Source organism: Geminocystis sp. M7585_C2015_104 (assembly GCA_015295805.1).
Lineage (GTDB): Bacteria > Cyanobacteriota > Cyanobacteriia > Cyanobacteriales > Cyanobacteriaceae > DVEF01.
This window is the reverse complement of the sequence record DVEF01000041.1, coordinates 76,215-100,903: the sequence shown is the minus strand read 5'-3', so window position 1 is coordinate 100,903 and position 24,689 is coordinate 76,215. Positions and strand designations below refer to the sequence as shown.

General features: G+C 45.2%; 22 protein-coding genes and 1 tRNA gene. 12 read left to right on the top strand and 11 right to left on the bottom strand.

Annotated elements, in window-relative coordinates; genetic code table 11:
• The first annotated feature begins 150 nt into the window (after nt 1-150).
• A complete protein-coding gene (locus tag IGQ44_05075; protein ID HIK37345.1) occupies nt 151-549 on the top strand; it encodes a gamma-glutamylcyclotransferase in 399 nt (132 codons plus the stop codon).
• Here IGQ44_05075 and IGQ44_05070 read toward each other — a convergent pair.
• Both IGQ44_05070 and ilvD read right to left on the bottom strand, forming a co-directional pair.
• Nucleotides 527-2,041: an acyl-CoA synthetase gene (locus IGQ44_05070; protein HIK37344.1), complete on the bottom strand. Its 1,515-nt coding sequence runs from the start codon at nt 2,039-2,041 to the stop codon at nt 527-529. The two genes, IGQ44_05075 and IGQ44_05070, sit on opposite strands and share 23 nt — an antisense overlap.
• A gap of 37 nt (nt 2,042-2,078) precedes the next feature.
• Nucleotides 2,079-3,764 (bottom strand): dihydroxy-acid dehydratase, encoded by a 1,686-nt coding sequence (gene ilvD, locus IGQ44_05065; protein HIK37343.1) that lies wholly within the window; start codon nt 3,762-3,764, stop codon nt 2,079-2,081.
• Between the two features lie 124 nt (nt 3,765-3,888).
• Here ilvD and IGQ44_05060 point away from each other — a divergent pair, with 124 nt between their 5' ends.
• A complete protein-coding gene (locus IGQ44_05060; protein ID HIK37342.1) occupies nt 3,889-5,013 on the top strand; it encodes a potassium channel protein in 1,125 nt (374 codons plus the stop codon).
• Here the strand turns inward: IGQ44_05060 and IGQ44_05055 are convergent.
• Nucleotides 5,010-6,104, bottom strand: coding sequence for a hypothetical protein (locus IGQ44_05055; protein ID HIK37341.1), 1,095 nt, complete (start codon nt 6,102-6,104; stop codon nt 5,010-5,012). The two genes, IGQ44_05060 and IGQ44_05055, sit on opposite strands and share 4 nt — an antisense overlap.
• A 177-nt stretch (nt 6,105-6,281) precedes the next feature.
• Here IGQ44_05055 and IGQ44_05050 point away from each other — a divergent pair, with 177 nt between their 5' ends.
• A complete protein-coding gene (locus IGQ44_05050; protein ID HIK37340.1) occupies nt 6,282-7,799 on the top strand; it encodes a tetratricopeptide repeat protein in 1,518 nt (505 codons plus the stop codon).
• A gap of 17 nt (nt 7,800-7,816) precedes the next feature.
• Here the strand turns inward: IGQ44_05050 and mtnA are convergent, their stop codons facing one another.
• Nucleotides 7,817-8,950 carry an S-methyl-5-thioribose-1-phosphate isomerase gene (gene mtnA / locus IGQ44_05045; protein HIK37339.1) on the bottom strand — a complete coding sequence of 378 codons (1,134 nt, stop codon included), beginning with the start codon at nt 8,948-8,950 and terminating at the stop codon, nt 7,817-7,819.
• A 26-nt stretch (nt 8,951-8,976) separates the two neighbouring features.
• Nucleotides 8,977-9,050, bottom strand: a tRNA-Val gene (locus IGQ44_05040).
• Between the two features lie 132 nt (nt 9,051-9,182).
• On the opposite strand from IGQ44_05040, the gene IGQ44_05035 reads away from it, so the two are divergent.
• Nucleotides 9,183-9,686 (top strand): DNA-processing protein DprA, encoded by a 504-nt coding sequence (locus IGQ44_05035; GenBank protein HIK37338.1) that lies wholly within the window; start codon nt 9,183-9,185, stop codon nt 9,684-9,686.
• A 33-nt stretch (nt 9,687-9,719) separates the two neighbouring features.
• On the opposite strand, the gene ligA is transcribed toward IGQ44_05035, so the two are convergent.
• Both ligA and IGQ44_05025 read right to left on the bottom strand, forming a co-directional pair.
• Entirely contained in the window at nt 9,720-11,747 is a 2,028-nt protein-coding gene (gene ligA, locus IGQ44_05030) for an NAD-dependent DNA ligase LigA (protein ID HIK37337.1), read from the bottom strand.
• 8 nt (nt 11,748-11,755) lie between these two features.
• The gene (locus tag IGQ44_05025; GenBank protein ID HIK37336.1) at nt 11,756-13,489 is read right to left on the bottom strand and encodes a DUF3352 domain-containing protein; all 1,734 of its coding nucleotides are present in this window, start codon (nt 13,487-13,489) and stop codon (nt 11,756-11,758) included.
• 217 nt (nt 13,490-13,706) lie between these two features.
• Between IGQ44_05025 and IGQ44_05020 the strand changes: the two genes are divergently transcribed.
• The gene (locus tag IGQ44_05020) at nt 13,707-14,633 is read left to right on the top strand and encodes a phosphorylase (GenBank protein HIK37335.1); all 927 of its coding nucleotides are present in this window, start codon (nt 13,707-13,709) and stop codon (nt 14,631-14,633) included.
• Here IGQ44_05020 and der read toward each other — a convergent pair.
• Nucleotides 14,630-15,991 carry a ribosome biogenesis GTPase Der gene (gene der / locus IGQ44_05015; protein ID HIK37334.1) on the bottom strand — a complete coding sequence of 454 codons (1,362 nt, stop codon included), beginning with the start codon at nt 15,989-15,991 and terminating at the stop codon, nt 14,630-14,632. The two genes, IGQ44_05020 and der, sit on opposite strands and share 4 nt — an antisense overlap.
• Nucleotides 15,992-16,093: 102 nt before the next feature.
• A complete protein-coding gene (locus IGQ44_05010) occupies nt 16,094-16,396 on the bottom strand; it encodes a hypothetical protein (GenBank protein ID HIK37333.1) in 303 nt (100 codons plus the stop codon).
• A 170-nt stretch (nt 16,397-16,566) separates the two neighbouring features.
• On the opposite strand from IGQ44_05010, the gene IGQ44_05005 reads away from it, so the two are divergent.
• The 5 genes from IGQ44_05005 (at nt 16,567) to IGQ44_04985 (ending at nt 21,305) form a co-directional block, all read left to right on the top strand.
• A complete protein-coding gene (locus IGQ44_05005) occupies nt 16,567-17,310 on the top strand; it encodes a response regulator transcription factor (protein HIK37332.1) in 744 nt (247 codons plus the stop codon).
• Nucleotides 17,311-17,384: 74 nt separating this feature from the next.
• On the top strand, nt 17,385-18,038 hold the full coding sequence (locus IGQ44_05000) for a cofactor assembly of complex C subunit B (GenBank protein ID HIK37331.1): 654 nt from the start codon (nt 17,385-17,387) through the stop codon (nt 18,036-18,038).
• 86 nt (nt 18,039-18,124) lie between these two features.
• Entirely contained in the window at nt 18,125-19,093 is a 969-nt protein-coding gene (locus IGQ44_04995) for an undecaprenyl-diphosphate phosphatase (GenBank protein HIK37330.1), read from the top strand.
• A gap of 193 nt (nt 19,094-19,286) precedes the next feature.
• Nucleotides 19,287-20,033, top strand: a complete 747-nt coding sequence (locus tag IGQ44_04990) for a phycocyanobilin:ferredoxin oxidoreductase (GenBank protein HIK37329.1) — start codon at nt 19,287-19,289, stop codon at nt 20,031-20,033.
• Nucleotides 20,034-20,081: 48 nt separating this feature from the next.
• Nucleotides 20,082-21,305, top strand: coding sequence for a dicarboxylate/amino acid:cation symporter (locus IGQ44_04985; protein HIK37328.1), 1,224 nt, complete (start codon nt 20,082-20,084; stop codon nt 21,303-21,305).
• Nucleotides 21,306-21,331: 26 nt separating this feature from the next.
• Here the strand turns inward: IGQ44_04985 and IGQ44_04980 are convergent, their stop codons facing one another.
• Nucleotides 21,332-21,544, bottom strand: coding sequence for a high light inducible protein (locus tag IGQ44_04980; GenBank protein HIK37327.1), 213 nt, complete (start codon nt 21,542-21,544; stop codon nt 21,332-21,334).
• Nucleotides 21,545-21,679: 135 nt separating this feature from the next.
• On the opposite strand from IGQ44_04980, the gene IGQ44_04975 reads away from it, so the two are divergent.
• Both IGQ44_04975 and IGQ44_04970 read left to right on the top strand, forming a co-directional pair.
• The gene (locus IGQ44_04975) at nt 21,680-23,131 is read left to right on the top strand and encodes an AAA family ATPase (protein HIK37326.1); all 1,452 of its coding nucleotides are present in this window, start codon (nt 21,680-21,682) and stop codon (nt 23,129-23,131) included.
• Between the two features lie 479 nt (nt 23,132-23,610).
• Complete coding sequence (locus IGQ44_04970; GenBank protein HIK37325.1) at nt 23,611-23,949, top strand: Rho termination factor N-terminal domain-containing protein; 339 nt, start codon at nt 23,611-23,613, stop codon at nt 23,947-23,949.
• Nucleotides 23,950-24,010: 61 nt separating this feature from the next.
• Here the strand turns inward: IGQ44_04970 and recR are convergent, their stop codons facing one another.
• On the bottom strand, nt 24,011-24,607 hold the full coding sequence (gene recR / locus IGQ44_04965; protein ID HIK37324.1) for a recombination protein RecR: 597 nt from the start codon (nt 24,605-24,607) through the stop codon (nt 24,011-24,013).
• Nucleotides 24,608-24,689: the final 82 nt, after the last annotated feature.

The following is a 24,689-nucleotide window of genomic DNA, read 5'->3' as shown; positions in this document are numbered from 1 at the left end:
AAACTTCTCTTAGTATTTCCCCCTGCTTTTTTTACATTTCTTAAAAACTGATAGTTTTACTGGCAAATAGATGGTGTTTTCTGATACTAATTGGGGAAGGAAAATGTCAAAGAATTTATAATCGTAGCCAAGAGAGAGGGTAAAGAGAAAATGTTACCGGTATTCGTGTATGGCACCCTGAAACCAGGTGGGGTGTATTATAGAGTATACTGTCAGGGGAGAACTAAAGCTGAACATAAATCCTGGACAAAGGGGAAACTGTATCATCTGCCTTTTGGTTATCCGGCCATGACGATGGAGGAAGGGGGAGGGGGTAAGGTATATGGTTATTTGTTGTACTTTGTCCATGGGGAGAGGGAGTTAAAAAATCTGGACTTGTTGGAGGGGTATACAGGCATAAAAAATTCTCCCCTCAACGAGTATGAAAGGGAGAAGGTGATGGCCTATGATGAGGAAATTCAAGAGTGGCAGTTAGCCTGGTGTTATGTAATGAAACCGGAAAAGGTGCTGTCTTTAAAGGGAGTATTTATCCCGTCTGGCTGGTGGTAGCATGTGGGTCAAACAGTTGTCTTAAGGCGGGTTTAATCACTTTACCCATGGGATTGCGGGGGAAGTGGGAGACAACCACCATCCGGGTGGGAATTTTGTATACGGCTAGTCTTTCTTTTGCCCAAACCCTAAGTTTTTCCAGGGTGAGCTGTTTATCCTCTGTTATAATTGCCACACAGACTCTTTCGCCCCACTCGGCGTCTGGCACAGCTACAACGGCACAGTCTACAATAGAGGGATGGGTGCGCAAAACTTCTTCGATTTCTAGGGCGGATACCTTGTAACCCCCGGTTTTGATGATGTCTGTGGAGATTCTGCCGAGGATACGATAATTGCCATTTTCCCTAACAGCCAAATCTCCCGTGCGAAACCAGCCATCTTGGAAGGCTTGGCGGGTGGCCTCTGGATTTGCCCAATACTGGGAAAAAACGGTGTCACCCCTCACTTGTATTTCGCCAGCGACGTTATCTTCTTGGATTACCACCCCATTTTCATCCACCAATCGCACTTCTACTCCCGGCAAAGCAGTGCCCACATAACCAGCTAGACGTTTGCCATGGAGGGGATTAGATAAAGCCATGCCTATTTCCGTCATGCCGTAACGCTCGAGGAGAAAATGGCCGGAGATTTCCTGCCACTTTTGTAGTACAGAGACCGGCAAGGGTGCTGAGCCCGACACCATCAGACGCATGGATTTGCAACCGTCTGACAGTCTGCCGCGGGTTGAGGCGTCTGCCTGTTGCCAGTAGTTTATCAGTTTGACATAAATAGTGGGCACTGCCATGAAGAGGGTATAATTTTTCTGGGCTATCAGATGCCAAACGGTTTCCGCCTCAAATTTGGGCAACAGATGACATGTGGCACCACTGTATAGGGCACAGGTGAGGGCGTTTACTATCCCATGGATATGGTGCAGTGGTAGTACATGTAAAATACGGTCACTACTAGTCCACTCCCAGGCGGTGACAAGACTGTTTACCTGGGCGAGAAGACTTTTGAAGGTATGTAAAACGCCCTTGGGTTTGCCAGTAGTGCCGCTGGTATACAGGATAAGGGCGCCTCTATTGTCGTCAAGGAGGGGGAGAGGAGAGGGGGTAATGACTTGGGATATTTCCGTGGTGGAGAGGAAACGTAACCCCTTACGGCTAGCTAAATCTCGACAGGGGCTTTCAAAGGGGGGGGAGGAGACGAGGATTGACACCTGGGCGTTATCGATGACGTATTCCCATTCTGGCAGGGGATGGGATGGACAAAGGGGCACTGCGATACCGCCACTGCGCCATATGCCCCATTGTACTGCCACGTGGGTAAAACCGGAGGGGACAACATAGGCCACCCGTTGGCAGTTTAAATCCTTTTCCCCCTGTAACAGAAGGGTTGCTACCTGGTGGGAGGCGTCTAGCAAGTCTCGGTAGCTAAAAACCCCCTCTTGGGCAATGATGGCGGTTTTATCACCATAGGTTTGGGCGTTGGTTATTAGGGAGAGACTCATGGCAACCTCCTTCGGTGGGGGGCCGGGGGAGGAGTGATTAGAATAGATTTAAGTCGGTGACGGCGCCTAGACTACTAGAGGATACTAGTTTGGCGTATTTTGCTAAGACTCCACGGCGATAACGGGGTTGTGGTGGCTTCCAGTTTTGCCGACGACGGTTTAACTCCTCCTCGGAAACGTTTAACTGTAATAAGCGACGGTAGGCATCGATGGTAATACTATCACCTTCTTGTACTAGGGCGATAGTGCCACCCACAGCAGCTTCTGGTGCCACGTGTCCTACTACCATCCCATAAGTCCCACCGGAGAAACGACCGTCGGTGATCAATCCTACCTTGTCTCCCAAACCGGCACCAATGATGGCAGAAGTGGGAGCTAACATTTCCCTCATGCCGGGACCTCCCACTGGTCCTTCGTATCGTATTACAATCACATCTCCAGCTTGGATTTTGCCGGCCAGGATGGCCGCCAAACACTCCTCCTCGGAGTCAAATACTCTTGCGGGGCCAGTGATTACGGGATTTTTGACACCACTGATTTTGGCCACAGCCCCTTCCGTGGCAAGATTTCCCTTGAGGATAGCTATGTGTCCCTCCTTGTATACAGGATTATCCCACGGACGGATGACATCCTGATTTGCTGGGGGGGAGGGAGGCACATCCTCCAACACCTCGGCAATGGTTTTCCCGGTGATGGTAAGGGCATCCCCGTGAATTAGACCCTGTTGTAGTAGTATTTTCATCACCTGGGGTATACCACCGGCTTTGTGTAAGTCCACTGTAACATAGCGTCCTGAGGGCTTAAGGTCACACAACACGGGCACCTTTTGTCTAATGGTTTCAAAGTCGTCTATGGTGAGGGGTACTCCCATTGTATTAGCAATAGCTAACAGGTGTAACACAGCGTTAGTGGAGCCGCCGACGGCCATGATGACAGCAATGGCATTCTCAAAAGCCTTACGGGTGAGGATGTCACTGGGGCGAATTTGTTTGCGGATGGCTTCTACTAGAACACGAGCGGATTCAGCTGTACTATCGATTTTTTCCTGATCTTCTGCAGCCATAGTGGAGGAATAGGGCAAACTCATGCCCATGGCTTCAAAGGCGGAGGACATGGTATTAGCAGTATACATGCCACCACAAGAGCCAGCACCAGGACAAGCGTGTTTTTCGATCTCCCGCAGTTCGGTTTCGTCGATTTTACCGGCACTGTACTCTCCTACCGCTTCAAAGGCACTTACAATGGTTAAATCCCTTCCCTTGTAGTGGCCAGGTTTGATGGTGCCTCCATAGACAAAGATGGCGGGGATATTCATTCGGGCGATGGCAATCATGGCGCCAGGCATATTCTTGTCACAGCCGCCAATGGCAATTACCCCATCCATACTTTGGGCGTTACAGGCAGTTTCTATGGCATCAGCAATCACCTCTCTTGATACCAGGGAGTATTTCATCCCCTCCGTGCCCATGGAGATACCATCGCTTACAGTTATAGTTCCGAACATTTGTGGCATTGCCCCGGCTTCCCGCAATACGGATTCTGCCGTCTTGGCCAAGTCATTCAACCCCATGTTACAGGGAGTAATGGTGCTGTAGCCGTTGGCTATACCGACGATGGGCTTTTGAAAGTCCTCATCCCCAAAACCCACCGCCCTCAACATAGCACGATTGGGAGTCCTTTCTACCCCCTGGGTTATGACTTTGCTTCTCCAATTGTCGCTCATTTTTTCCTTTCTTCCTTCTGTTGGGGTTTACAATTACAGGCTCGTATTGGCGCGATATAAGTCTATTTTCTCATGTCGTTTTGCAAATATAAAATATTGTGGACTGTAAATAGGGGAGAGGGGGATGAGGCGAAAAGGGCGGGACTATGAGCACAAGTACTTTTTAAGTCCAGATTACCAGAGAATCAGGCGGGAATTGATTGGCAGTGTAGTTATCCTCGCCGGGTTGTTTATTACTGGTACCATTTGGTTTTGGTTGGTGGACAAGTGGCCCTTTTTGGATGCCGCCTACATGACCATGATCACCTTGTCTACAGTGGGTTTCGGGGAAATTCGTCCTCTCAAACCCCATTCCCGCCTGTTTACCATGGTATTAATTGTAGCCGGTGTAGTTACCATTGGCTACATGGTAAACCGATTTACGGAGGCAATTATTCAGGGTTATTTTCAGGAAGGTATACGTCTGAGACAAAAAAGGAAAGTGATAGACAAACTGAGTGGACATTATATTGTCTGTGGTTTTGGCAGAATGGGGACAGTAGTAGCCCAGGAATTTGCCGCTGAGGGTATTCCCTTCATCGTCATCGATTCTGAGAAAGAAGAGGTGGAGAGGGCCACTCAAATGGGCTATCTTGCCATTCAGGGGGATGCCACCCTGGATGAATATCTCCTGTTGGCCAGGATTGACACTGCTGCCTGTATTATTGCTGCCCTCTCCTCTGATGCCGATAACCTGTACACTGTTATTTCTGCTAAAACCCTTAATCCTAATATTAGGGCAATAGCCCGTGCCAGTACCGAGGAGGCGGTTAAGAAACTCCAAAGGGCTGGAGCCGATGCAGTCGTATCTCCTTATATTACAGGGGGAAAGAGACTGGCTGCTGCCGCCCTACGCCCCCAGGTGATGGATTTTGTGGATGGGATTATAAGTGGCACAGAAAAATCCTTTTACCTGGAGGAATTCCGTCTGCAGGAGGACGATTGTCCTTTTATAGGTCAAAGCCTCATGGAGGCGGGGCTGAGGGCTAAAACCGGGGCTTTAGTGGTGGCCATTCGTCGCCGCAATGGCATCTTGATTGCTGGCCCTACTGGTGGTACCATTCTAGAAGCCGGGGATACCCTTATTTGTATGGGCACTGCCGAACAACTGAGGGCTCTCAATCAACTTTTGAGTACTGGTGTATCCATCTATACTCCGGCTTTCCCCAGGATACCCAGGAAAAAAGACATACCGGCGTCGGAAAGTTAATCATCCATTTGCCAGGGTTGGGTGAGATTGTCTTCATCAAGGATTTTTCTTGGTTTGACTATCACCACCACCTGTCCATGAATTTTCTGGCTGGGGGAAGACAGCCATTGTAACTGTAAGTCTCCTTCTTTTCCCTCTACTAGGAAATAACGATTAATATCCCACTGGGTGACAGCCAAGTCTACCACCACCAACAACTCTTCTGATTCGTTTTTTACACTTCCGGGCAAGTCTTTTCCCCGACAGAATATGACCACTGGTTTTTCTGCCTTTAGTATTGCCTGCCAACTGGGGATTGTTACCACCCGGCTGTTGGTTTCCACTTCTACTACCCCAAAGGGCCCTTTTGGTTTTAAATGGGTTATATTTTTGAGTACCTCGGCTTGTAGGGGGAGTCTTCCCACTACTGGTAAAATACAGGGCAACTCTTCATCACTCTCAAGACGATATATGGGCAACAGTGGCGGCGAAGGGGTTTTAGGGGTGACTACATTCAATTCCGTTAGAAGAGTTTCGATTTTCTGTCTAGCAGCTTCGGTGTGGGCAAATTTCAACCCCTCGGCAATCAGACGCGCCTTTTCCCCCACCTCTTTCTTCTGACGCGCCATTTTCCAGTATTGGTAGGCCACTGCGTCGCCGGGATGGAAACTAAAACCCGCCGGTGGTTGGCTGAGACGGGAGAATTCTTTTACCGCCTTGGCTACCTCCTTGGCGGCATCTACATCCAGTTTTTTCTCGTAAATCAAACGGGCAGCGGCTAATCGCTCTTGTAGATTTAAAATCCTTAGTTCATAAAGTATATCACTGCGGGGGCCCCGATAATACTCCAGCAATGTCTCTTCTGCCTCTGCCTTTACCAGACTGTCGTATACCTTGCTGGCAACCATCACCAGATTTTGATGGCTGCTTTGGAATCCTGTCTTCTCAAAAATCTCTTCTTCTGTCATGCCATTGTCTTGTAGGGTTTGGCAGGCTTTCCCCCAATCTACCCAACATCCTTCTTTGTGTTTGAGCGTCTCAATTATTTTTTGTTTTTCTTCTTCTGTTAAATTCTTTTCCTGCTTGCCCTTTTCCTGCTTGATATCTGCCATGGTTTATCGTCTAATTCCCCTTCTACTCTGCCCTCCATTTTACCAGAATGTTCATCCAAAGTTAAAAAGCCAATTTAGCCACAGGGGCATTATTTGCTATCATTTTTTATCAGAGAAGCTATTATACGTAAAAAAAAACATAATGAGGCCTGGGCGCAGGTTTTTGGCGTGTTTGCAATGGAAGGAAAAGCCATTTTAAGGGAACAACAAAAAGATTTTATTTCTCGTCTCAAGAGGGGTAACCTTTTGCCCTACAAGGAAAAGTATGTTTTCGGCGAATATGTAACCATTTCTCGGGATGCCATTGCCTCCATTGTGGATTCCCTGGAAATTTTGAAAGCCGATGATGATTCATTTTCTTCATCCACTGTAGCTCAAAATATCTTCAAAAATCGCATTGCCAGACACGCAATTTCTCTTGTTTATGGAGACTTGCTTGTAGAGGTAAATCCCGATAAAAACATAGTCAATGATTATCTTGTTTTAGCCTTGAGGGAGAGTCGTCGTTTTCGCATCATTGTCAAGATATGTACTGGGAATATTTCGGATACAAAGTGGGTTTTTTATGCTGATGATTTAGGTCAAAACCAAATGGTTTTCTGTTTATATTCGCCCGACAATATTTCCCTAGATGCCCAGCATATTACTGTTGTTTTTGCAGGGTTTAACTGTTCCGAATACCTGCTATATGGCAGGGAGACATTTCCCCTGTCCTTGTCCGTGAATGACCTTTTGTACGCAGGGGGATTGAGACCCTATTTATCATCAATGTTGCTGGAGACTAATGACTATCTAGAGAGGGCAAACTTTTGTAACTCGAAAGGAGATTACAGGGGAGCGGTTTACTGTTACAATAAGATTCTGGAAAGCCACAGTCGGGACTATAAAACCTATTTGCTAAGGGCTATTGCCTATTGGCGACTGGGGGAGGAGAAGAAGGCTTTAGAGGATTTGGACAGGGCAATTGAACTAAATCCTAACTATGAATTAGCATATCACTGGCGAGGATTTGTAAAGTACAATCTCAAGGATTATCAGGGGGCTATAGTTGATTTCTCCGAAGAAATAAGGGTAAATCCCATGTCGGCGTATGCCTATTATAGGAGGGCTTTGGCCTATGAAAAAGCCAAGAATTTGTTAAAAGCTTTTGAGGATTATCTCCAAGTAATAAGACTGAATAGAAATCTTTATCAGGCTTTTTATAACTGTGGCAATGTCCGCTACGAATTGGGAGATAAAGAAGGGGCATTGGCAGACTACCAACAGGCATTGAAACTGAACCCTTCCTTGGCAAAGGCTTATTACAATATCGGAAAAGTTTACAGGGATTTAGGAGACAATGAAAGGGCAGTAGCCAACTATCAAAAAGCCATAGAATTGCTGCCTTCCTATGCAAAAGCTCACTACAATTTGGCACTAATTTATATGGAAAGGGGAGAATATAGAATGGCATTACACTACTACGAAAAAGCCTGCGAATTCGCCCCTGATTTAGTCCAAGCAAAACACAACAAAAAACTATTATTAGAATACCTGGAAGCAGGAGAAAAAAATAATGTTATCCCCCTCCGAGAATACAAAGTGAGAAAGGAAAAAGAGGAAAAAGTGGCAGAAAAAGGGGAAAAAGTGGAAGAAAAAGAGAAAAAACCCAAGGAGCAGGACTTCCCCACGGATCCATGGGACACCAGAAACTAAACCCTATAAACTGACCCCTAATAGGAAGATTGTTTTCTCTTTTCCGGATAAAGACTAAAAATTCCCTCGGTAGTGGCTTGACAAATACCCCTTTCGGTGATAAAACCCGTAATCAAACGAGCAGGGGTAACATCAAAACCATAGTTGGCGGCTGGGGAGAAGGGGGGTGTAATTAAAACTTCTCGGATTATACCATCATCACATAAACCCCTTACGTACTTTACCTCTCGCGGGTCCCGCTGTTCAATGGGTATTTGGGTAATACCGTCAGCAATATCCCAATCGAAGGCGGAATAGGGAAGGGCCACATAAAAGGGGATATTATTGTCCTTGGCGGCAAGGGCCTTTAGATAAGTGCCTATTTTGTTTGCCACATCCCCTGTGTATGTAGCCCTATCACACCCTGTAATTACTAGATCTACCATGCCATGTTGCATCAGGTGGCCGCCGGTATTATCGGGTATTACGGTATGAGGAACCCCCTGTTGCCCTAACTCCCAGGCGGTGAGGCTAGCGCCCTGGTTTCTGGGACGGGTTTCATCCACCCAAACATGCACTTTTATGCCCTGGTTGTGGGCTTGGTAGATGGGGGCGGTGGCTGTACCATAGTCCACACACCCTAACCAGCCAGCATTACAGTGGGTTAGGATATTAACCGTGTCACCTCCCTTTCTCTGGCTAATTCCCTCAATGAGTTTAACACCGTGTTGCCCTATACGACGACAACAGTCCACATCCTCTTCCGCTATGTCTTTGGCCACCATCAGGGTGGTTTCCCTTATAGCCTCTATGTTATTGCCTAAAGGAGCGATAGCTTGTAACTGCCGATTTACCGCCCAAGACAGGGTAACGGCGGTAGGGCGAGTGGCCTTCAGGAGGGTAGCCGCTTCTTGCAAGAAAGACTGTACTTGGGTAATCCCCTTCTTCTGTGCCTCTACACTGGCAATATACATGCCAAAGGCTGCCGTAGCCCCTATCACCCCCGCACCCCTCACATGCATTTCCTGGATAGCTACACACACCTCTTCTAGGGTGGTCAAGTCTTCAATGACAAACTGATGGGGTAGATACCGTTGGTCTATTACTTGTATTGTAGTGTCGTCCTCGGGTTTCAGCCAGATGGTGCGGTAGTGTTCCCCATAAACTAACATTCTACCTCTCCCCCCATAAAAAAAAATGGGCGTAGCCCGGCTCGAACGGGCGACCTCATCGATGTCAACGATGCACTCTAACCAGCTGAGCTATACGCCCCTGCACCCTTCTATTATATCACCCGGGAGGGGAAAAGGCAATACCGGGGGTAAAAATGGAGGGAAAGTTGGCTGGGTGGGAGCTACTATCTGTTAGAATATCAAGAAAAAACTAAGGTTCAGTGGACGGTCTTTGAGTCAATCACTAGAGATTCCCAAAATCGACACCTTGGCACAGGAGTTGGCGGCTATTCAACAGACTGGCGGGAAGAAAATAGCTATTCTCGGTTCCCGTCATGTGCCAATCACTCATCAGTACTTGATCGAGATGATGAGTTATGCTCTTGTATTACAGGGTAACAGGATCATCACTTCTGGCGCCTCTGGCACGAATGCTGCCGCCATCCGAGGAGCCATGCGCGCCGACCCCAACATGCTTACTGTTATTTTACCTCAGAGTCTGTCTCGCCAGCCAAGGGAATCCCAAGAGCAACTAAAACAGGTAATTCACCTAGTGGAAAACCCGCAAAACGATCATCTTTCCCTTGGCGAGGCTAGTGCTATTTGTAATCGAGAGATTATTTCCCGTTGTCAGCAGCTGATTTGTTTTGCCTTTCATGACAGTCATACCCTCTTGCAGACTTGTAAAGAAGCTGACGAACAACGGAAAGTAGTCACTCGATTTTTTTTCGATTAGGGGGATTTTTGAATAATAATAAACTGGGGTTTTTCATCCCCCTATCAACCACAACAACTCCTCCTCGTTTATGATTTTTATTCCCATTTTTTTCGCTTTTTCCAACTTTGAACCTGGTTTTTCTCCTACTACTAAAAAATCTACCTTACTGCTAATACTGCTATTGACTTTGCCCCCGTGTTTTTCTATAATAGTCCTGGCTTCTTCCCTCGTCATGCTCGGGAGAGTGCCGGTGATGACGAACACTTTCCCCGCCAATTTTTGCTCTTTTGCCTCCACTTTTTCCTCCAGTTGAAGTCTAAGGCCAATATTTTTCAGTTCGTCGATTAGCCGTCTGTTTTGTTCTATTCTAAACCAAGACACCAGGGAGGAGGCTATCTCTTCGCCGATGCCGTCAATGGCCATTAAATCTTCAGTGGATGCCTTCATTAAACTGTCAATATCCTTAAAGGTTTCGGCTATAATTTTGGCATTTACTGCCCCTATATGACGAATTCCTAAACCGTATAATACCCTAGGAAAAGGTTGCTTTTTACTGTTATTAATTGCCCGAATAAGGTTATCTGCGGATTTCTTGCCCATTTTGTCCAGAGGCAATAATTTTGCGGGGGTAAGATAGTACAAATCGGGAATAGACTTTACTAACCCAGTTTCCATCAAGGCAACAACAGTCTTCTCCCCCAATCCGGTTATGTCCATGGCATCCCTACTGGCCCAATGTATCAGACTCCCTCTGAGGATTGCTGGACAAGAATTGTTGAGGCAACGGGTTATGGCGTCGCTTTCTCGGTGGAGGGGAGAGTTACATTCCGGACATTTTTCTGGTGTTAAGAAGGGTTGGGTGTGGCTAGGGCGTAATTCTTTGATTACCCTTACTACTTCTGGTATTATTTCCCCAGCCTTGCGAATGACAACAGTATCCCCCATTCTAACATCTAATTCTTGCACATGTTGGGCATTATGTAAAGTGGCTTTTTGGACAGTGGTGCCTGCCAGGAAAACCGGTTCCATGATGGCTATGGGGGTGACTACGCCAGTGCGTCCCACACTTAGGACAATATCTTTTATTTTGGTTACAGCCTCTTCTGCCGGAAACTTATAGGCAATGGCGCCACGGGGGAATTTTTGGGTAAAACCCAGTTGTTTTTGTAGGTTTAATGAGTTAATTTTTATTACCACTCCGTCGGTGGTGTAGGGAAGTTCATTACGTCTTTTTTCCCAGGATTCTAGATAGGATTTTACTGCCTCCAAATTGGGGCAAACTTGGTAATTTTCATTTACTAGGAATCCTATCTGTTTGAGGTATTCTAAAGTCTCTGATTGGGTAGCTAGTATATTATTTTCTTCCGGTAAAATGTGGGCGGCATAGGCAAAAAATTTTAGTCTCCTTTGGCTTACTATTTTTGGGTCGAGTTGCCGAATTGTGCCGGCGGCAGCATTGCGAGGGTTGGCGAAGGGAGATTCACCCTTTTCTTTTTTTTCTTGGTTAATTCTTTCAAATTCTTCTAGGGGTAAAAATACTTCTCCTCTTACTTCTAAAACCGGTGGTGGGGATTCGGTGTGGAGTCGCAGGGGGATGGTTTTAATTGTTTTTATGTTGGCAGTTATATCCTCTCCTGTTATTCCGTCTCCTCTGGTTAATCCTCTTACCAAAACTCCATTTTCGTAGGTGAGGGCTACAGCCACACCGTCAATTTTCAACTCACATACGTACTCGAATTCCGGTATGGTGTCTAACTGTCTTTGCCAGCGGGTTTCCCACTGTTTTAACTGTTGGAAATTAAAGGCATTTTCTAGGCTATACATGGGGATTCTGTGGGGGATGGGAGTAAATTGACTACTAGGCTTCTCTCCCACCCTTTGAGTAGGGCTATCAGAGGTTATTAAGGAGGGATATTGTGTTTCCAGTTCCTGTAATTCCCGGTATAATTGGTCGTATACTGCATCCTCCATTATTGGCTTGTCTAAGACATAATATGCGTAACTGGCCTCTTGAATTTTTTTCCTCAGATTTTTTACCCTTTCAACAACTTCTTCAGGGATTGAATTTAAGGTGTTCATAGTAGACACTATGGTTGCAATTTCTCACTGGGCAGAGAAGAATCGCCTTGCTGTACTTTTCTGGAGCCTCTTCTCACTAGGGATAGGTTAAATTCTAGCTTAGTTGTGTCATTATTTGAAGTACTAGTGGCTGCAATTGCTCTAACGGATTCTAATAAAACTGGTGCATCTCCCGGTAAATTTTCGAGTATATGAGGGTTGATTTTGGAAAGCAAATGACGAGTTTTTTCCAAGTCTAGATAAAAGTAACCGTAGTTATTCTTGGTGAGGGATTGTGTTGTTATCTTAAAGTTAGAATCCTGCATAATAGAATTATTATTTCTGGAGGGAATGTTTGAGGAATCTAACCCTCTGCCAAGGGAGAATAGCAAACTGTTATTATCCAACCAGGTGTGGGAAAGAATAGTCCTTTTAGACAAATTCCAATCGGTTATATTGAGATTTTTTTCTTTTCGGTTTTCCAGGAGGATAAAGGGATTAAGTTTTGCCCTCTCCTCTAGGAGAGCAAGGGTATTCTCTGCTTGTGGTTTATTGGAGGTTTTTATTAACAACAATCCCTGCAAATTGTCTAGGAGAGAATTTTTACTGTTGTCATAAGCTATTGCCAGGGCAAATTCTCCATCCAGCCAACTAAAAATGTCTTTGTTTAAATCCAGATTGTACTCCTGATTAGCTAACAATTCTAGTTGGACAAGCAACTCATCTAAGTCGGGGATGGTTTCCCTTTTTTTCTGGAAAAAGTCCCATGAGTTTTTTAAGTTTCCCCCAGTTATAACGAGTATAGCAGAATTAGGTATGTTAGCTAACACATCTGGCGAGACTGGTTTGGGGTAGAAGTCATTGTAAATTCCTCTATCATGTTGAACAGTTAATGTGGCCTTTATGCCATGATTTTCGACTTTTAAATCGGCAGCTACTGTCTTAATTCTGAGTAGAATATCCTGAAGAGATGTATCAAGTTGCTGTTGGTTTGGTTGAAGTTTTTGAAGAGTATCAACCAAAGTACTGCCATATTGGGGAAAGTAGACGTGAACCAGTGATTGACTATAGTCTTGGGGAGATTTATCTGAATATTTTTTGGCGAGATTATTGCCGTTTTGATAGGCTGATATAACTGATTCTACAGTTTTTTGTTCATCTCCCAAGACAAGATAGTTGTCAAAAGTTGCCACATAGACATCTCTCCCCTCTCTTAGTTTTAGACGGCATATGTCGATTTTATCATACCTATTGCAGGGGGGTTTTTCGGGCATTTGTTTCTGGTAGTTGCGGAAGAAAAGATAGGCGCGCAACTTGTTTTTGATACCACCAATTACGGCAATGTCGATATTATCTTTTGTATTAGGAGAGGGGAAAACGGCAAGGGAGACTCCCCCCAGCCAAGGGAGAATATCTTTTCTTAAATCTAGGTTATTTTGTGGGTTTCCGAGACTGTCTTTGAGTAGGTTATCAATGGCGTTAGTGAAGACAGTGCTAAGGGAAACAGAGGCATTGCCGAATTGGGATAATTTTTGCCACCCCCTGGATGAGGTGGAAATAAAGACGGTAGTATAGGCTGATTCAGGCACTAGTTTAGCACTGGAGAGAGGGGTTAATTGCTCTCCCATTATAAATTTACGTCCAAAATAATAAGTAACACCAGAGACTACAATCCCCAGGGAGAAGAAAGTAAAAAAAACAAGGAGACTGTTGGCTTTACGGGGGGGTGAGGGGGAAGACTTCATAATGAAATGAATGGACATTCACCTCAGACTCTATTTTATTTTAGCTAACCTGTATTGACTGCAACTATTTGATTCATTCTGGGTGTGATTGAATTTTCCTTCTCTAACACCTGATAGTAGGGAGAATATTGGGTATTGTTTATTTTGAGTTATTTCGGGAGGTTTGCCGACTTTATCACGAGATTCTGCCTTGTTATATACTAGATTAGTGCCGAAGAATATTGGGATAATAAAGATGGTTGATAATCATAAAAATTGGTGGCAAAAAATAACAGACGCCACCCGGAGGGCAGTGGAGTTAAAGGCTATCAATTCCATTCCATGTAACCGGAGAATTATAGAAGAAAATGGCATTGCTTTTGTGGTGAGGGTGGTAGATAATTTGGCCAAAAAGGAGGAGGCTAAGAAAAAACAAAAGGAGGAGGAGAAGAAAAATCCCAATTTCAATCCCTTTTTGCCCTATGATAAGAATTTATATGTGGGGGATGTGGGGGAAAGACATGTGGCTATATTAAACAAGTTTAATGTGGTGAATCATCATGTTTTGATTGTAACTAGGGAGTTTGAATCTCAGTGGGAATTATTGACAGAGTCGGATTTTGTGGCCCTCTGGACAATTTTAGGGGAGGTTAGAGGGTTAGGGTTTTATAACGGTGGCAGACTGTCCGGGGCGTCTCAACCTCATAAACACCTGCAGTTCATACCGGAATTTTCTGATGAAAATTTAAGCAACATACCCATTGACAGGCTGGTGCTATCTTACCAAGGAAAACGGGGTTTATTTACCATTGATGAACTAAGTTTTGTACATAAAATTGCCTTTTTTCCCCAAGAAGAGCTCAACAATTCGCCGGGGGTAATGGGAAGGATTAGTTATGAATATTATCGCAGCATGTTGGAGGATTTGTCAATAGAAGTAAGAGGCAAGGTGCCGAGAAAAGACTACAATTTGTTAGTGACTCAGGATTGGATGATGTTAGTGCCAAGGAGAAAGGAGAAATTTAAGTCAATATCCGTTAACTCTTTGGGATTTGCCGGGAATTTGTTAGTAAAAAATGAAGAACAATTGGCAACGGTGGAGAAACATAAGCCTTTGAAAATATTGGCGAAGGTGGGGGTAGAAAAAGAGGAGTGGAAGGAGGAAATACAAGAGAGGGACTAGACCTTAGTAGCCCTATTTTTGCTCATTTTTTCGCCTTCTCTTTGACTTTTACCACGCCAAATTAATCGAATAGGAGTGCCATGGAAACCAAGATTTTCACGGAATTGGCCCTCAAGATAGCGACGGTAATTCTCATCAAAACGGTCAGGGTCGTTTACAAATAGGGCAATAGTGGGGGGTTGGGTAGCCACCTGGGTGCCATAGTAGATTTTACCCTGCTTGCCTTGTCGATTAGTGGGGGGTGTACGCCATCGGACTGCTTCTTGAATAACATCATTAATTACAGAGGTGCTAGCCCGTTGTTTATGCCCTTCGGCGGCGGCGTCTACCAAGTCCAAAATTTTCTCGACGCGTTTGCCGGTGAGGGCGGAGACGAAAATGCGATGGGCCCAATCCATGAAGTAGAGACGGGTGGCAATGGCCTGGTCATACTGATATATGGTATAAGAGTCCTTATTGGGCACGGCATCCCACTTGTTGACTACGATGACACAGGCTTTCCCCTCGTCAATGATTCTACCGGCCAGTTTCTGATCCTGGTCTGTAACACCTTCTAACACATCGATAACCAGCAGTACCACATCAGCGCGACGGATGGCTTTGAAGGCGCGGTTGATGCCAAAAAACTCTGCGCCATATTCTACGTTTTTCTTGCGACGGATGCCGGCGGTGTCGATTATACGGTACACCTTGCCGTTTCTCTCTACTAGGGTGTCAATAGCGTCTCTGGTGGTGCCAGGAATGGGGCTGACAATGGCCCTTTTCTCACCGGTTAGGGCATTTAACAGACTGGACTTACCGACATTGGGACGTCCTATAATAGCCACCTTGGTTTCTTCTACCTCTGGTAACTCATCTACGGGGGGGAGATACTTGACTACAGCGTCTAAAAGTTCCCCAGTGCCGTTACCATGGATAGCAGAGATAGGTATTGGTTCACCCAGGCCCAAATTCCAGAATTCTGCCGCCTGGAGGGCTCCCTGTCTCTCTGACTCACATTTGTTTACAGCAACAACTACAGGAACGGGCTGATGACGCAACCAGTCGGCGATTTCCATGTCACCGGGGGTAAGCCCCATTTGTCCATCTACCACAAAAATTGCCACACTTGCTTCCCTTAGTGCCAAGAAGGCTTGTTCTCGAATTAGGGGTAAAAATTCGGTATCATCGTCAAATACGAGTCCACCGGTGTCTACTACTTGGAATTCTCGATCTTGCCAAAAGGCACGTCTATAGGTACGATCTCTAGTAATGCCAGGCTCATCGAAAACGATGGACTCCCTTTCCCCACAGAGACGATTAACAAGGGCAGACTTTCCCACATTGGGCCTGCCGATTACAGCTACTACTGGAAGCATAGGGGTGACAAGGAATATGACTAAGAGCAGGTATAATATTATACCCCAACACCCCCTTTGGGGGCTGTAACAAGTGTGATATTTAAGCTACAAGATTAGGACCTAAGGGGAAAATTTGAGAAGATTACGCCAGCCTCTTATATGATTGCCTTCGCGGAAGATAATAGACTTGCCCAATCCCAGTGTTTCTAGGGCTGTCATTAGGATGGGGGTATTTTCCTTTACCCTCTCTAATTCTAGGGGACAGTGTTGGAAGTCCAGACAGACAGCAGTGTTGTTATTCCAGGTTTCCCGATAAACTTTACAGCTGGGAGGTATAATGGGGGCAAGAAGCCGAAAACGTCTCAACGCCTCCTGCTCCAAGTCTCTACTGCTGCTTCTGGAGACGGCATCTGATGCGGACATGGTTTTGACATACCCTGAGGCTTCTACCTCTAGGCTAACACTATTTTCTCGGACTGGACTTTTAATTTTTATTACTGCCTCTTAGAAACCCCTTTGTTTTCAAATAGGCTTATTTTCTTATACACTAGATCCTGAAAGGAGTGTAGTAGATTTACAAGAGGTGTAGGAAGTTGGAAAACCGCAAGGAGAAAATCTTAGTAGTAGATGACGAGGCTAGCATCCGTCGGATTCTAGAAACCCGTCTTTCCATGATTGGTTATGACGTGGTAACTGCTGCCGACGGAGAGGAGGCGTTAGAGGTTTTCCGCAAAACCCAACCGGATTTGGTGGTGCTGGATGTGATGATGCCCAAACTGGATGGTTATGGGGTATGTCAGGAGTTGCGGAAGGAGTCTGACATTCCCATAATCATGCTGACCGCCTTGGGGGATGTAGCTGATCGTATTACAGGCCTGGAACTGGGTGCCGACGACTATGTGGTTAAGCCCTTCTCCCCCAAGGAATTAGAGGCTCGGATTCGTTCGGTTTTGCGGCGGGTGGACAAGTCTAACAATGCTGGCATCCCTAGTTCTGGTGTTATCTGTATTAATTCTATTAAAATTGACACTAACAAAAGACAGGTTTATAAAGGAGATCAACGTATCCGCCTTACCGGCATGGAGTTTAGCCTCCTGGAGTTGCTGGTAAGTCGCTCTGGTGAGCCTTTCTCCCGGGCTGAAATACTACAAGAGGTATGGGGTTATACTCCAGAAAGACATGTGGATACGCGGGTAGTGGATGTGCATATATCCCGTCTGCGGGCAAAACTGGAGGATGATCCTAGTAACCCGGAATTGATCCTCACCGCAAGGGGCACCGGTTATCTCTTCCAACGTATTACAGAACCGGGGGAGAAGAAAAATAAGGAGAAATAGGCTGTATTATAATGTTTTATAAGAGCTCGGACCACCCCTGTCACTAAGGGGAAACGGCTTGTTGGCTATGGGCTATGGCAGGAAAAAAAGATAATCAGTGGGTTGGAAATTTTCCCCTAGTGGCGGGAGTAGTGGGGGGAGTCGCCCTTTTGCTCAATCGTCTGACTACTCCCTATGTATCTGACTCTCAGGCGCGCTCAGATGCGTTAGGGATTATACTGTCTGCGGCTTTGCTGGTTACCGCGATTTTGCTGCGTCAAATCAACCCGACTCCCCCCGAAAGTGTTGTCTTGGAAGGAGAGGAGGGGTTTTTCTTAGCACCGGATTTGCCAGGGGCAGTAAAAACTGATTTGGCGTGGGCCAGTCATCTTATCCTCAGCAATACTGTTACCAAGTCCGTGGTAGTATACTATCGGGGGAGGACTCTTCTAAGACGGGGGATTCTGGGAAAGGCAGAAACCGTCAAGGAGGGGAGTATCCTCAAACGGGTGATGGAAAGCCAAAAGCCAGTTTATCTGGTAGACTTGAAACACTACCCAGGGAAAATTGAGTTTGACTATCTTCCCCCTAACATCCAGGGTTTAATATGTCTTCCCCTGACAAAGGAAGGGGTTTTTATCGTGGCTACCAATATCCCCCGCAGTTACACCAAACAAGATGAAAGGTGGATTGAAGGCATTTGTGAAAGGGTAGCACTGACCTTACAGTCTGCTTTGTCTCAGTCTTGATTTTGTCCGGCTGTTGATTATTTTCTGTCTAGGCATATGATAGGGTTTGGCATATAATGTCATTGCTGCCTCCTCATAACCAAGTCATGTTTAGGTTTTTTCGTGTTTCTGTAGGTTACACACTCCTTTCTGGCATTGCCGGTGGCTTCCTGTTGGCCCTGTTTTGGCAACCCCTTGTCTTCTCCAAAGCTGCTACTGGAGTTGGCGAGGGGGCAGTCAAAGATAATATGAACGTATTTCAGGCTTTCTCCCTGGGAATGGTGCAGGGGTTGACAGAATTCATACCTATTAGCAGCACTGCCCATCTGAAGGTTATTCCGGTAGCGTTAGGCTGGGGTGACCCTGGTGTCACCTTTAGTGCTATTATCCAACTAGGTAGTATCGTAGCCGTCCTTTGGTATTTTTGGGAAGATTTAACTGGAGTAGTAGAAGGTGTTATAAGTTCTGTAAGACGAAGAGATTACGGGTCCCTGGAGTTTAAAATGGGTGTGGGGATTGTGGTGGGGACCGTCCCTATTATAATAGGGGGCTTGCTGCTGAAGTTGTTTGTAAAGGACTTAGACAATTCTGTATTCCGCAGCATGACTACCATTGCCCTTGCCTCCCTCCTGATGGCTAGTCTTTTGGCTTTGGCAGAAAAATTCGCCCGCCCTAAACGCACTTGGGAAAGTTTATCGGTGTGGGATGGGATTCTAATCGGCTTGGCGCAAACTCTTGCTTTAATCCCCGGTGTCTCTCGCTCTGGAGCCACAATTACGGCTGCACTATTTCTGAATCTACAAAGAAGCACTGCCGCCCGTTTTTCCTTCCTCCTGGGCATCCCCGCCATCACCTTGGCCGGAGTGGTGGAATTGAAGGAGGTTTTTAGTACGAGTTTCCCCACCCATCAGATTTTCCCCCTATCGGTTGCCCTTCTCTCCTCTGCCATATTTTCCTATCTTTCTATTGCTTGGTTAATCCGTTACCTCCAAAGGCAAAGCACCTGGATTTTTGTCTGGTATCGTTTCGCCTTCGGTATTGCTATCCTGGTGGCTATTGCCCTTAAACGGGTTTAGACAGGTAAAAACACAAACAAATTTAAACTTTTTTAAACTTTTTTAAGCTCTCCCCTAGGCTTATGATTATAAACCCCTACTGCCTCCAGCCGAAATTAAACATAATTCAATGGTACACTAAGTGCTAGTATTTGTTCTCAGGTGAGACCCAATCATAGCGAAACTCACACTGATTTGATTATAAAAAAATTCTATGACTAGTTCTGCTTCTGATTTTAACAACCAACTACATCCCCTCATAGGGCAACTGGCTAATATCATTGTCAAAACCTGGAAGGAATATCTGTCTCTGTCTCCCTATGAGTTGCCAGAGGGACTGGGTTATGTGGAAGGAAAATTAGAAGGGGAAAAGTTAACCATCCAAAATCGCTGTTACCATACCCCCCAATTCCGTAAAATGCACCTGGAATTGGCCAAAGTGGGCAAGAGTCTGGATATTCTCCACTGTGTGATGTTTCCCCGGGCTGATTATCCCCTTCCCATGTTTGGTTGTGATATAGTGGCAGGGAAGGCGGGGATTAGTGCGGCAATAGTGGATTTGTCTCCCACAACCCCCGATAAAAGCCTCCCCATTGAATATCAACGAGAATTATCCCAGTTGACACCTCTCCAATTTAGGGATGTCAGACAATTGCCCCCCTGGGGTGATATTTTCTCCCCCTATTGTCTGTTTGTCCGCCCCAGTTGTCCAGAAGAAGAAGAATCATTCCTCCATCGAGTTCAAGATTTTCTGACAATCCACTGTCGAATTGCCATTAAGTCTACCCCTGTCTCCTCCTCGGAAAGACTTATATATCTGGAGGGGCAAAAAAATTATTGTCTCCAACAACAACAAAATGATAAAACCCGTCGTGTCTTGGAAAAAGCCTTTGGTGCGGAATGGGCCGAAAAATATATGACTAATGTCTTATTCGATGTTCCAGTAGCGGCTAATGAATGATTAGTTATGATCTTAAACTGAACCAATAAAACCCCTTCATGGCCATTTATGCCCCTATCGACACTCATTCTGGCTGCTCTGGGTCTCGGCATTGTAGTAGGATATATTCTAAACAGCTACTTTCCCAGTCAAATCCCCGGGATAGAGAAATACTTCCTTCAACCGGCAGGGGATTCCTTTCTGCGTTTGATCCAATTCTTGGTAGTGCCCCTGGTTTTCTCTTCCTTGATTGTAGGCTTCTCTAAAGTCCAAAATGCCTCCCAGCTGGCGCGTTATACCCTCAAACTGTTAATAAGTTATGCCGTCACCACCATCATTGCCCTGACTATTGGTATAGTAACCGCTTTGGTGTTACAACCGGGTAAGGGGATAACGGATTTAGATTTACCCCATCCCCAGGCAATCACCTCCTCTCAACCTTCTATCATCGACTGGCTACTCAAGATTATCCCCACTAATCCTCTGGCGGCATTGACGGAGGGGAATCTTTTACAAGTCATATTCTCCGCGGCAGTGTTTGCCATTGCTATCCCCCTGGCTGGAGAAAAGTCTCGTCCCTTTGTAGACCTAATGGATAGTCTGTATGCCCTCAGCGAAAGGGCTCTCTTTTTGATCCTGTATTACGCCCCCGTTGGAGTTTTTGCCCTAATCGCCTCGGTGATTGCTACCCAGGGCATTGACATCCTCTTCCAACTGCTGCTTTATGTTTTTGGGCTACTTTTGGCCAGTCTTCTGATGGTGGGGGTGTATATACTGATCCTACTGGCAATGGGAGAAAAACCCCTCAAACTATTACACGCCATGACACAGTCTCTTATTCTAGCCTTTAGTACCGCCAGCTCCAATGCTGTTTTGCCTGTCTTGATGGACAACATACAAAAAAAATACGGAATACCCCAAGAAATAGCCTCTTTTGCCATTCCCCTGGGCACTGCCTTAAAACGAGATGGCTCTGCTATTTTACAGGGCTTCAATGCCCTCTTCATCGCCCAAATCTATCATATCCCCATCACCTTCCCCCTCCTCACTTCTATTGCCGTCAGTAGCTTTTTTGTATCCTTTAGTACCCCGGGAGTACCGGGTTCGGCACTAATCACTATGGCTACTGTATTGTCGGCGGCAGGTTTACCAGTAGAGGGAATTGCTATTGTAGCCGGAGTTGACCGTCTTACAGATGGGTTTAAAACCGTCATCAATGTCATTGGTAATGCCGCCAACGCCCTTATCCTCTCTCGTTGGGAGACAAAAAAATACTCCCCCGGAGGGGAATAAGGAGGGCCATGGAAAAAATCTACACCTTATAAATGGGCAAACCAGCTGATTAACCCCTGTTTGGTGATTAACTCAAAGCCAATCAGGGAGACAAACCCAATCATCGCTAAACGGCCATTCAACAATTCGGCATACTTGTTAAAACCAAACTGCTGGGTGGAATCTACATACATCCTCGGTTCGATGGCGTAGTTATTCAAACGGCCCTTGTCTTCGGTTACGTAACTATTCCTATTCATGATTGCTTTTATTTCCTCTATGAGTCCTCTATGTTAACAATTATAACAATAAGTTAAGATTTTTAACAAGGGATTGACAAAAAATAATCGGAAAAGATAAGACGCGGCTGTATAAAATAATACAATAATGTTATTGTGTCCAGCTCCAGGTCAAAAGACAGAGAAATTTTAGAAAGATGTTTCCGTAGCCTCCGGCGAAAAAGCAGGGAGTGGGAGGTGGAGGAAAATCTAGTAATACCCCTGTTGCGGGAAATTTTGGGGTACAATGAACGGGACTGGCAAAAACAGTTTAGGGTCGGACAAACACGTACAGATTTTTATGTACATCCCAGAAGTGCCTTCAGTGTCCATCCCCCCTATTTGATTATAGAGGTGAAGGCCACCAGTGAGAAAATCAGCAGCTTCTCTTGGCAGTTACAGCAATACCTGAAAACCAGTGGGGCACTTTTTGGCCTACTCACCAACGGCTATGATTTCCAAATTTTTTTCAACTATTCTGGCAATGTTGTCCCCATCTTAGAATGTTCTCAGACGCAACTGTTGCAACGGGATTGCCTTCATCAATTCAAAACGCTTCTCTGGAAAAGGAGTGCTATAAAGGTTATAAATGCTCTTTCCCAGGGAAAACTAACAGTTGGCCAGCTGGTGGGGGCAATATCTAGGATTATAGGGCGGGATGTTTCGTTATTACTACAAGAACCAGCTTCTCTCGTCAAAGAAAATGAGAATGGGAGGAAGTCCATGATTATTACGGTATTTAACCACAAGGGTGGTGTGGGGAAAACCACTCTCACCATCAATTTGGGGGCAGCCTTGAGTCAACTTGGCTACAGGGTGTTACTTATTGACATTGATGCCCAAGCCAATCTTACTATGGGTTTGGGCCTAGATCCTCTGGAAGACGTGGAGGAAAAGGGATACAAGGATATTGTCGATTTACTGCTCAATCCCAAAGTCACCCTCTCCCAGGTGATTATTCATAAGAAGTGGCATAATACCAGTTTAGACTTAGTGCCTTCTCATATCCGTCTTAGTGACAAGGAGCCCGACTTAATCAGAACATTTGATATTGATAGAGTGCTACAGAAAAAAATAGGGAATAACCACGACTACGATTTTATTTTCATAGATGCCCCGCCCTCCTTCGGCAAAGTCAACAGTATTGCCCTCATGGCAGCTGATGGGGTTTTGATTCCCACCCAGCTTTCCCCCTACCCCATTAGGGCTATTGAATATGTTATTAACAGAATCAAGGAAGTACAAAGTTATAGGGGGGATGATTTAGTTTTTTTAGGGGTTGCCGTTAGCATGTATGACCAACGTTCCACCGTTTTTAATACAAACATGAAAAATAGAGTACTAGATGTGCTAAAAAAGTCTGAATTCAGAGAGCCAAATAACTTATTGTTTCCAGAGGACACATGGATTCCCCGACTAAATGTGGTGTCTCTTTCTGCCGAAAAGGGATGTCCTATTTTTGAATATAAACCTACGGCGGGCGAAGAGTCTTCCTTAGAGTCGGCCATGGGAGGATATTTGGCTTTAGCTAAACATGTCCGGAAAATTTCACAAGGTATTAGGGGATAATTATGGATGAAAGGGAAGCAAGAATCAGAGAAATATTGGCCATTAAACCTATAAATTACGGGGAAGTATTCACCTGTCATATTGCCATACCGGATAGAGTGGATATAACTGGAGAAAGAAGGGCAATTTTAGAGAAGAGTTTGAAACAACACGGCAGCAACTTGTTGCCTCTAATTTTGCGGCGCACTGACAAGTATGGCCAAGACTTTGAATATGAAATATTATATGGTGAGGACATAGCCTTTGTAGCTAAAAAACTAGAAATTGAAAGACTTTGGGCCTGGGTTTTTGATTTGAATGACCAGCAAGCTAATGCGGTAAGAGAGGAGTTTTTACAACTAGTTTCTCATCAAACTACCACCGAGGAGAACAGAAAGATACCCCCTGAATCTCCAGAATTAGATGAGAGGGAAGTCCCAGATGAGCCTACTAATTTACCAGAGTCTTTTGCCAAATTTAAGGGTAATATAAGAGCAGAGATGAAACAATTCAGAACAGAGTTAAGAAGTTGGCTGACACAATTAGTTTCCGAGATAAAGTACTCTTTGAGAGATTTGAAACAGGAAATATTATCGGAAATAAAAGCAGAAATCAGAGGTCAATTAGGGCGCGTCCCAACCCAACCACAGCCATCTCCAATTCCTACTACACAACCGACACTACAAGAAGAAGAAGAAGAATTTACACAGAAAAGTCTAGAAAGAAAAACAGTAGAACAGTTGAGAAAATTAGCAGAGAAACTGAAAATAAAAGGACGTTCCCAGATGAGAAAACCACAATTAATTGAAGCAATATTGTCAAAGTCAAAAGGAATTTAGGGTTTTATGATTACAAAGCCCCATGGGAATGGGGGAGTAGGATATGGAGTAGGGGGAGGTATTAGTCTTCGATAACCCTTCTACCTTCTAAGGCTTTGGCGAGGGTGATTTCATCTGCATATTCCAAATCGCCGCCTATGGGTAAACCAAAGGCAATCCTGGTGACTTTGGTGAAGGGTTTAAGGAGTTTGGCAATATACAGGGTGGTGGTTTCCCCTTCCACTGTGGGGTTGATTGCCAAAATCACCTCGGCGGTTTTCTCCTGGTTGACTCGTTGTATTAGTTGTTTTATGTGTAGTTGTTCCGGCCCTATCCCATCCATGGGGGATATTACCCCACCCAATACATGATACAACCCCTGGTACTCTCTGGTTTTCTCTATGGCTATAACATCCTTGGAATCTGCCACAACACAAATAGTGGTCTGATCTCTGTTAGGATTACGACAAATTTCACAGATAGTATCAGAAGTAAGATGAAAACAGCGTTGACAGAAGCCGATTTTTCGTTTGGCATTGAGGATAGCCTCTGCTAGACTTTCTACCTCTTTTTCTGGACGTTTGATGATATGCAATGCCAGTCTTTGGGCATTTTTAGGGCCAATGCCTGGTAACCTTTGCAATTGTTCGATTAGTCTTGCCAGCGGTGGTGTGTAAATGGCTTTTCTCCTTTACTACTCTACTACAGACAATTGTCCAATTAAGATCCTAACACTGTTTTTATTTCCCGGGGACAAGTCT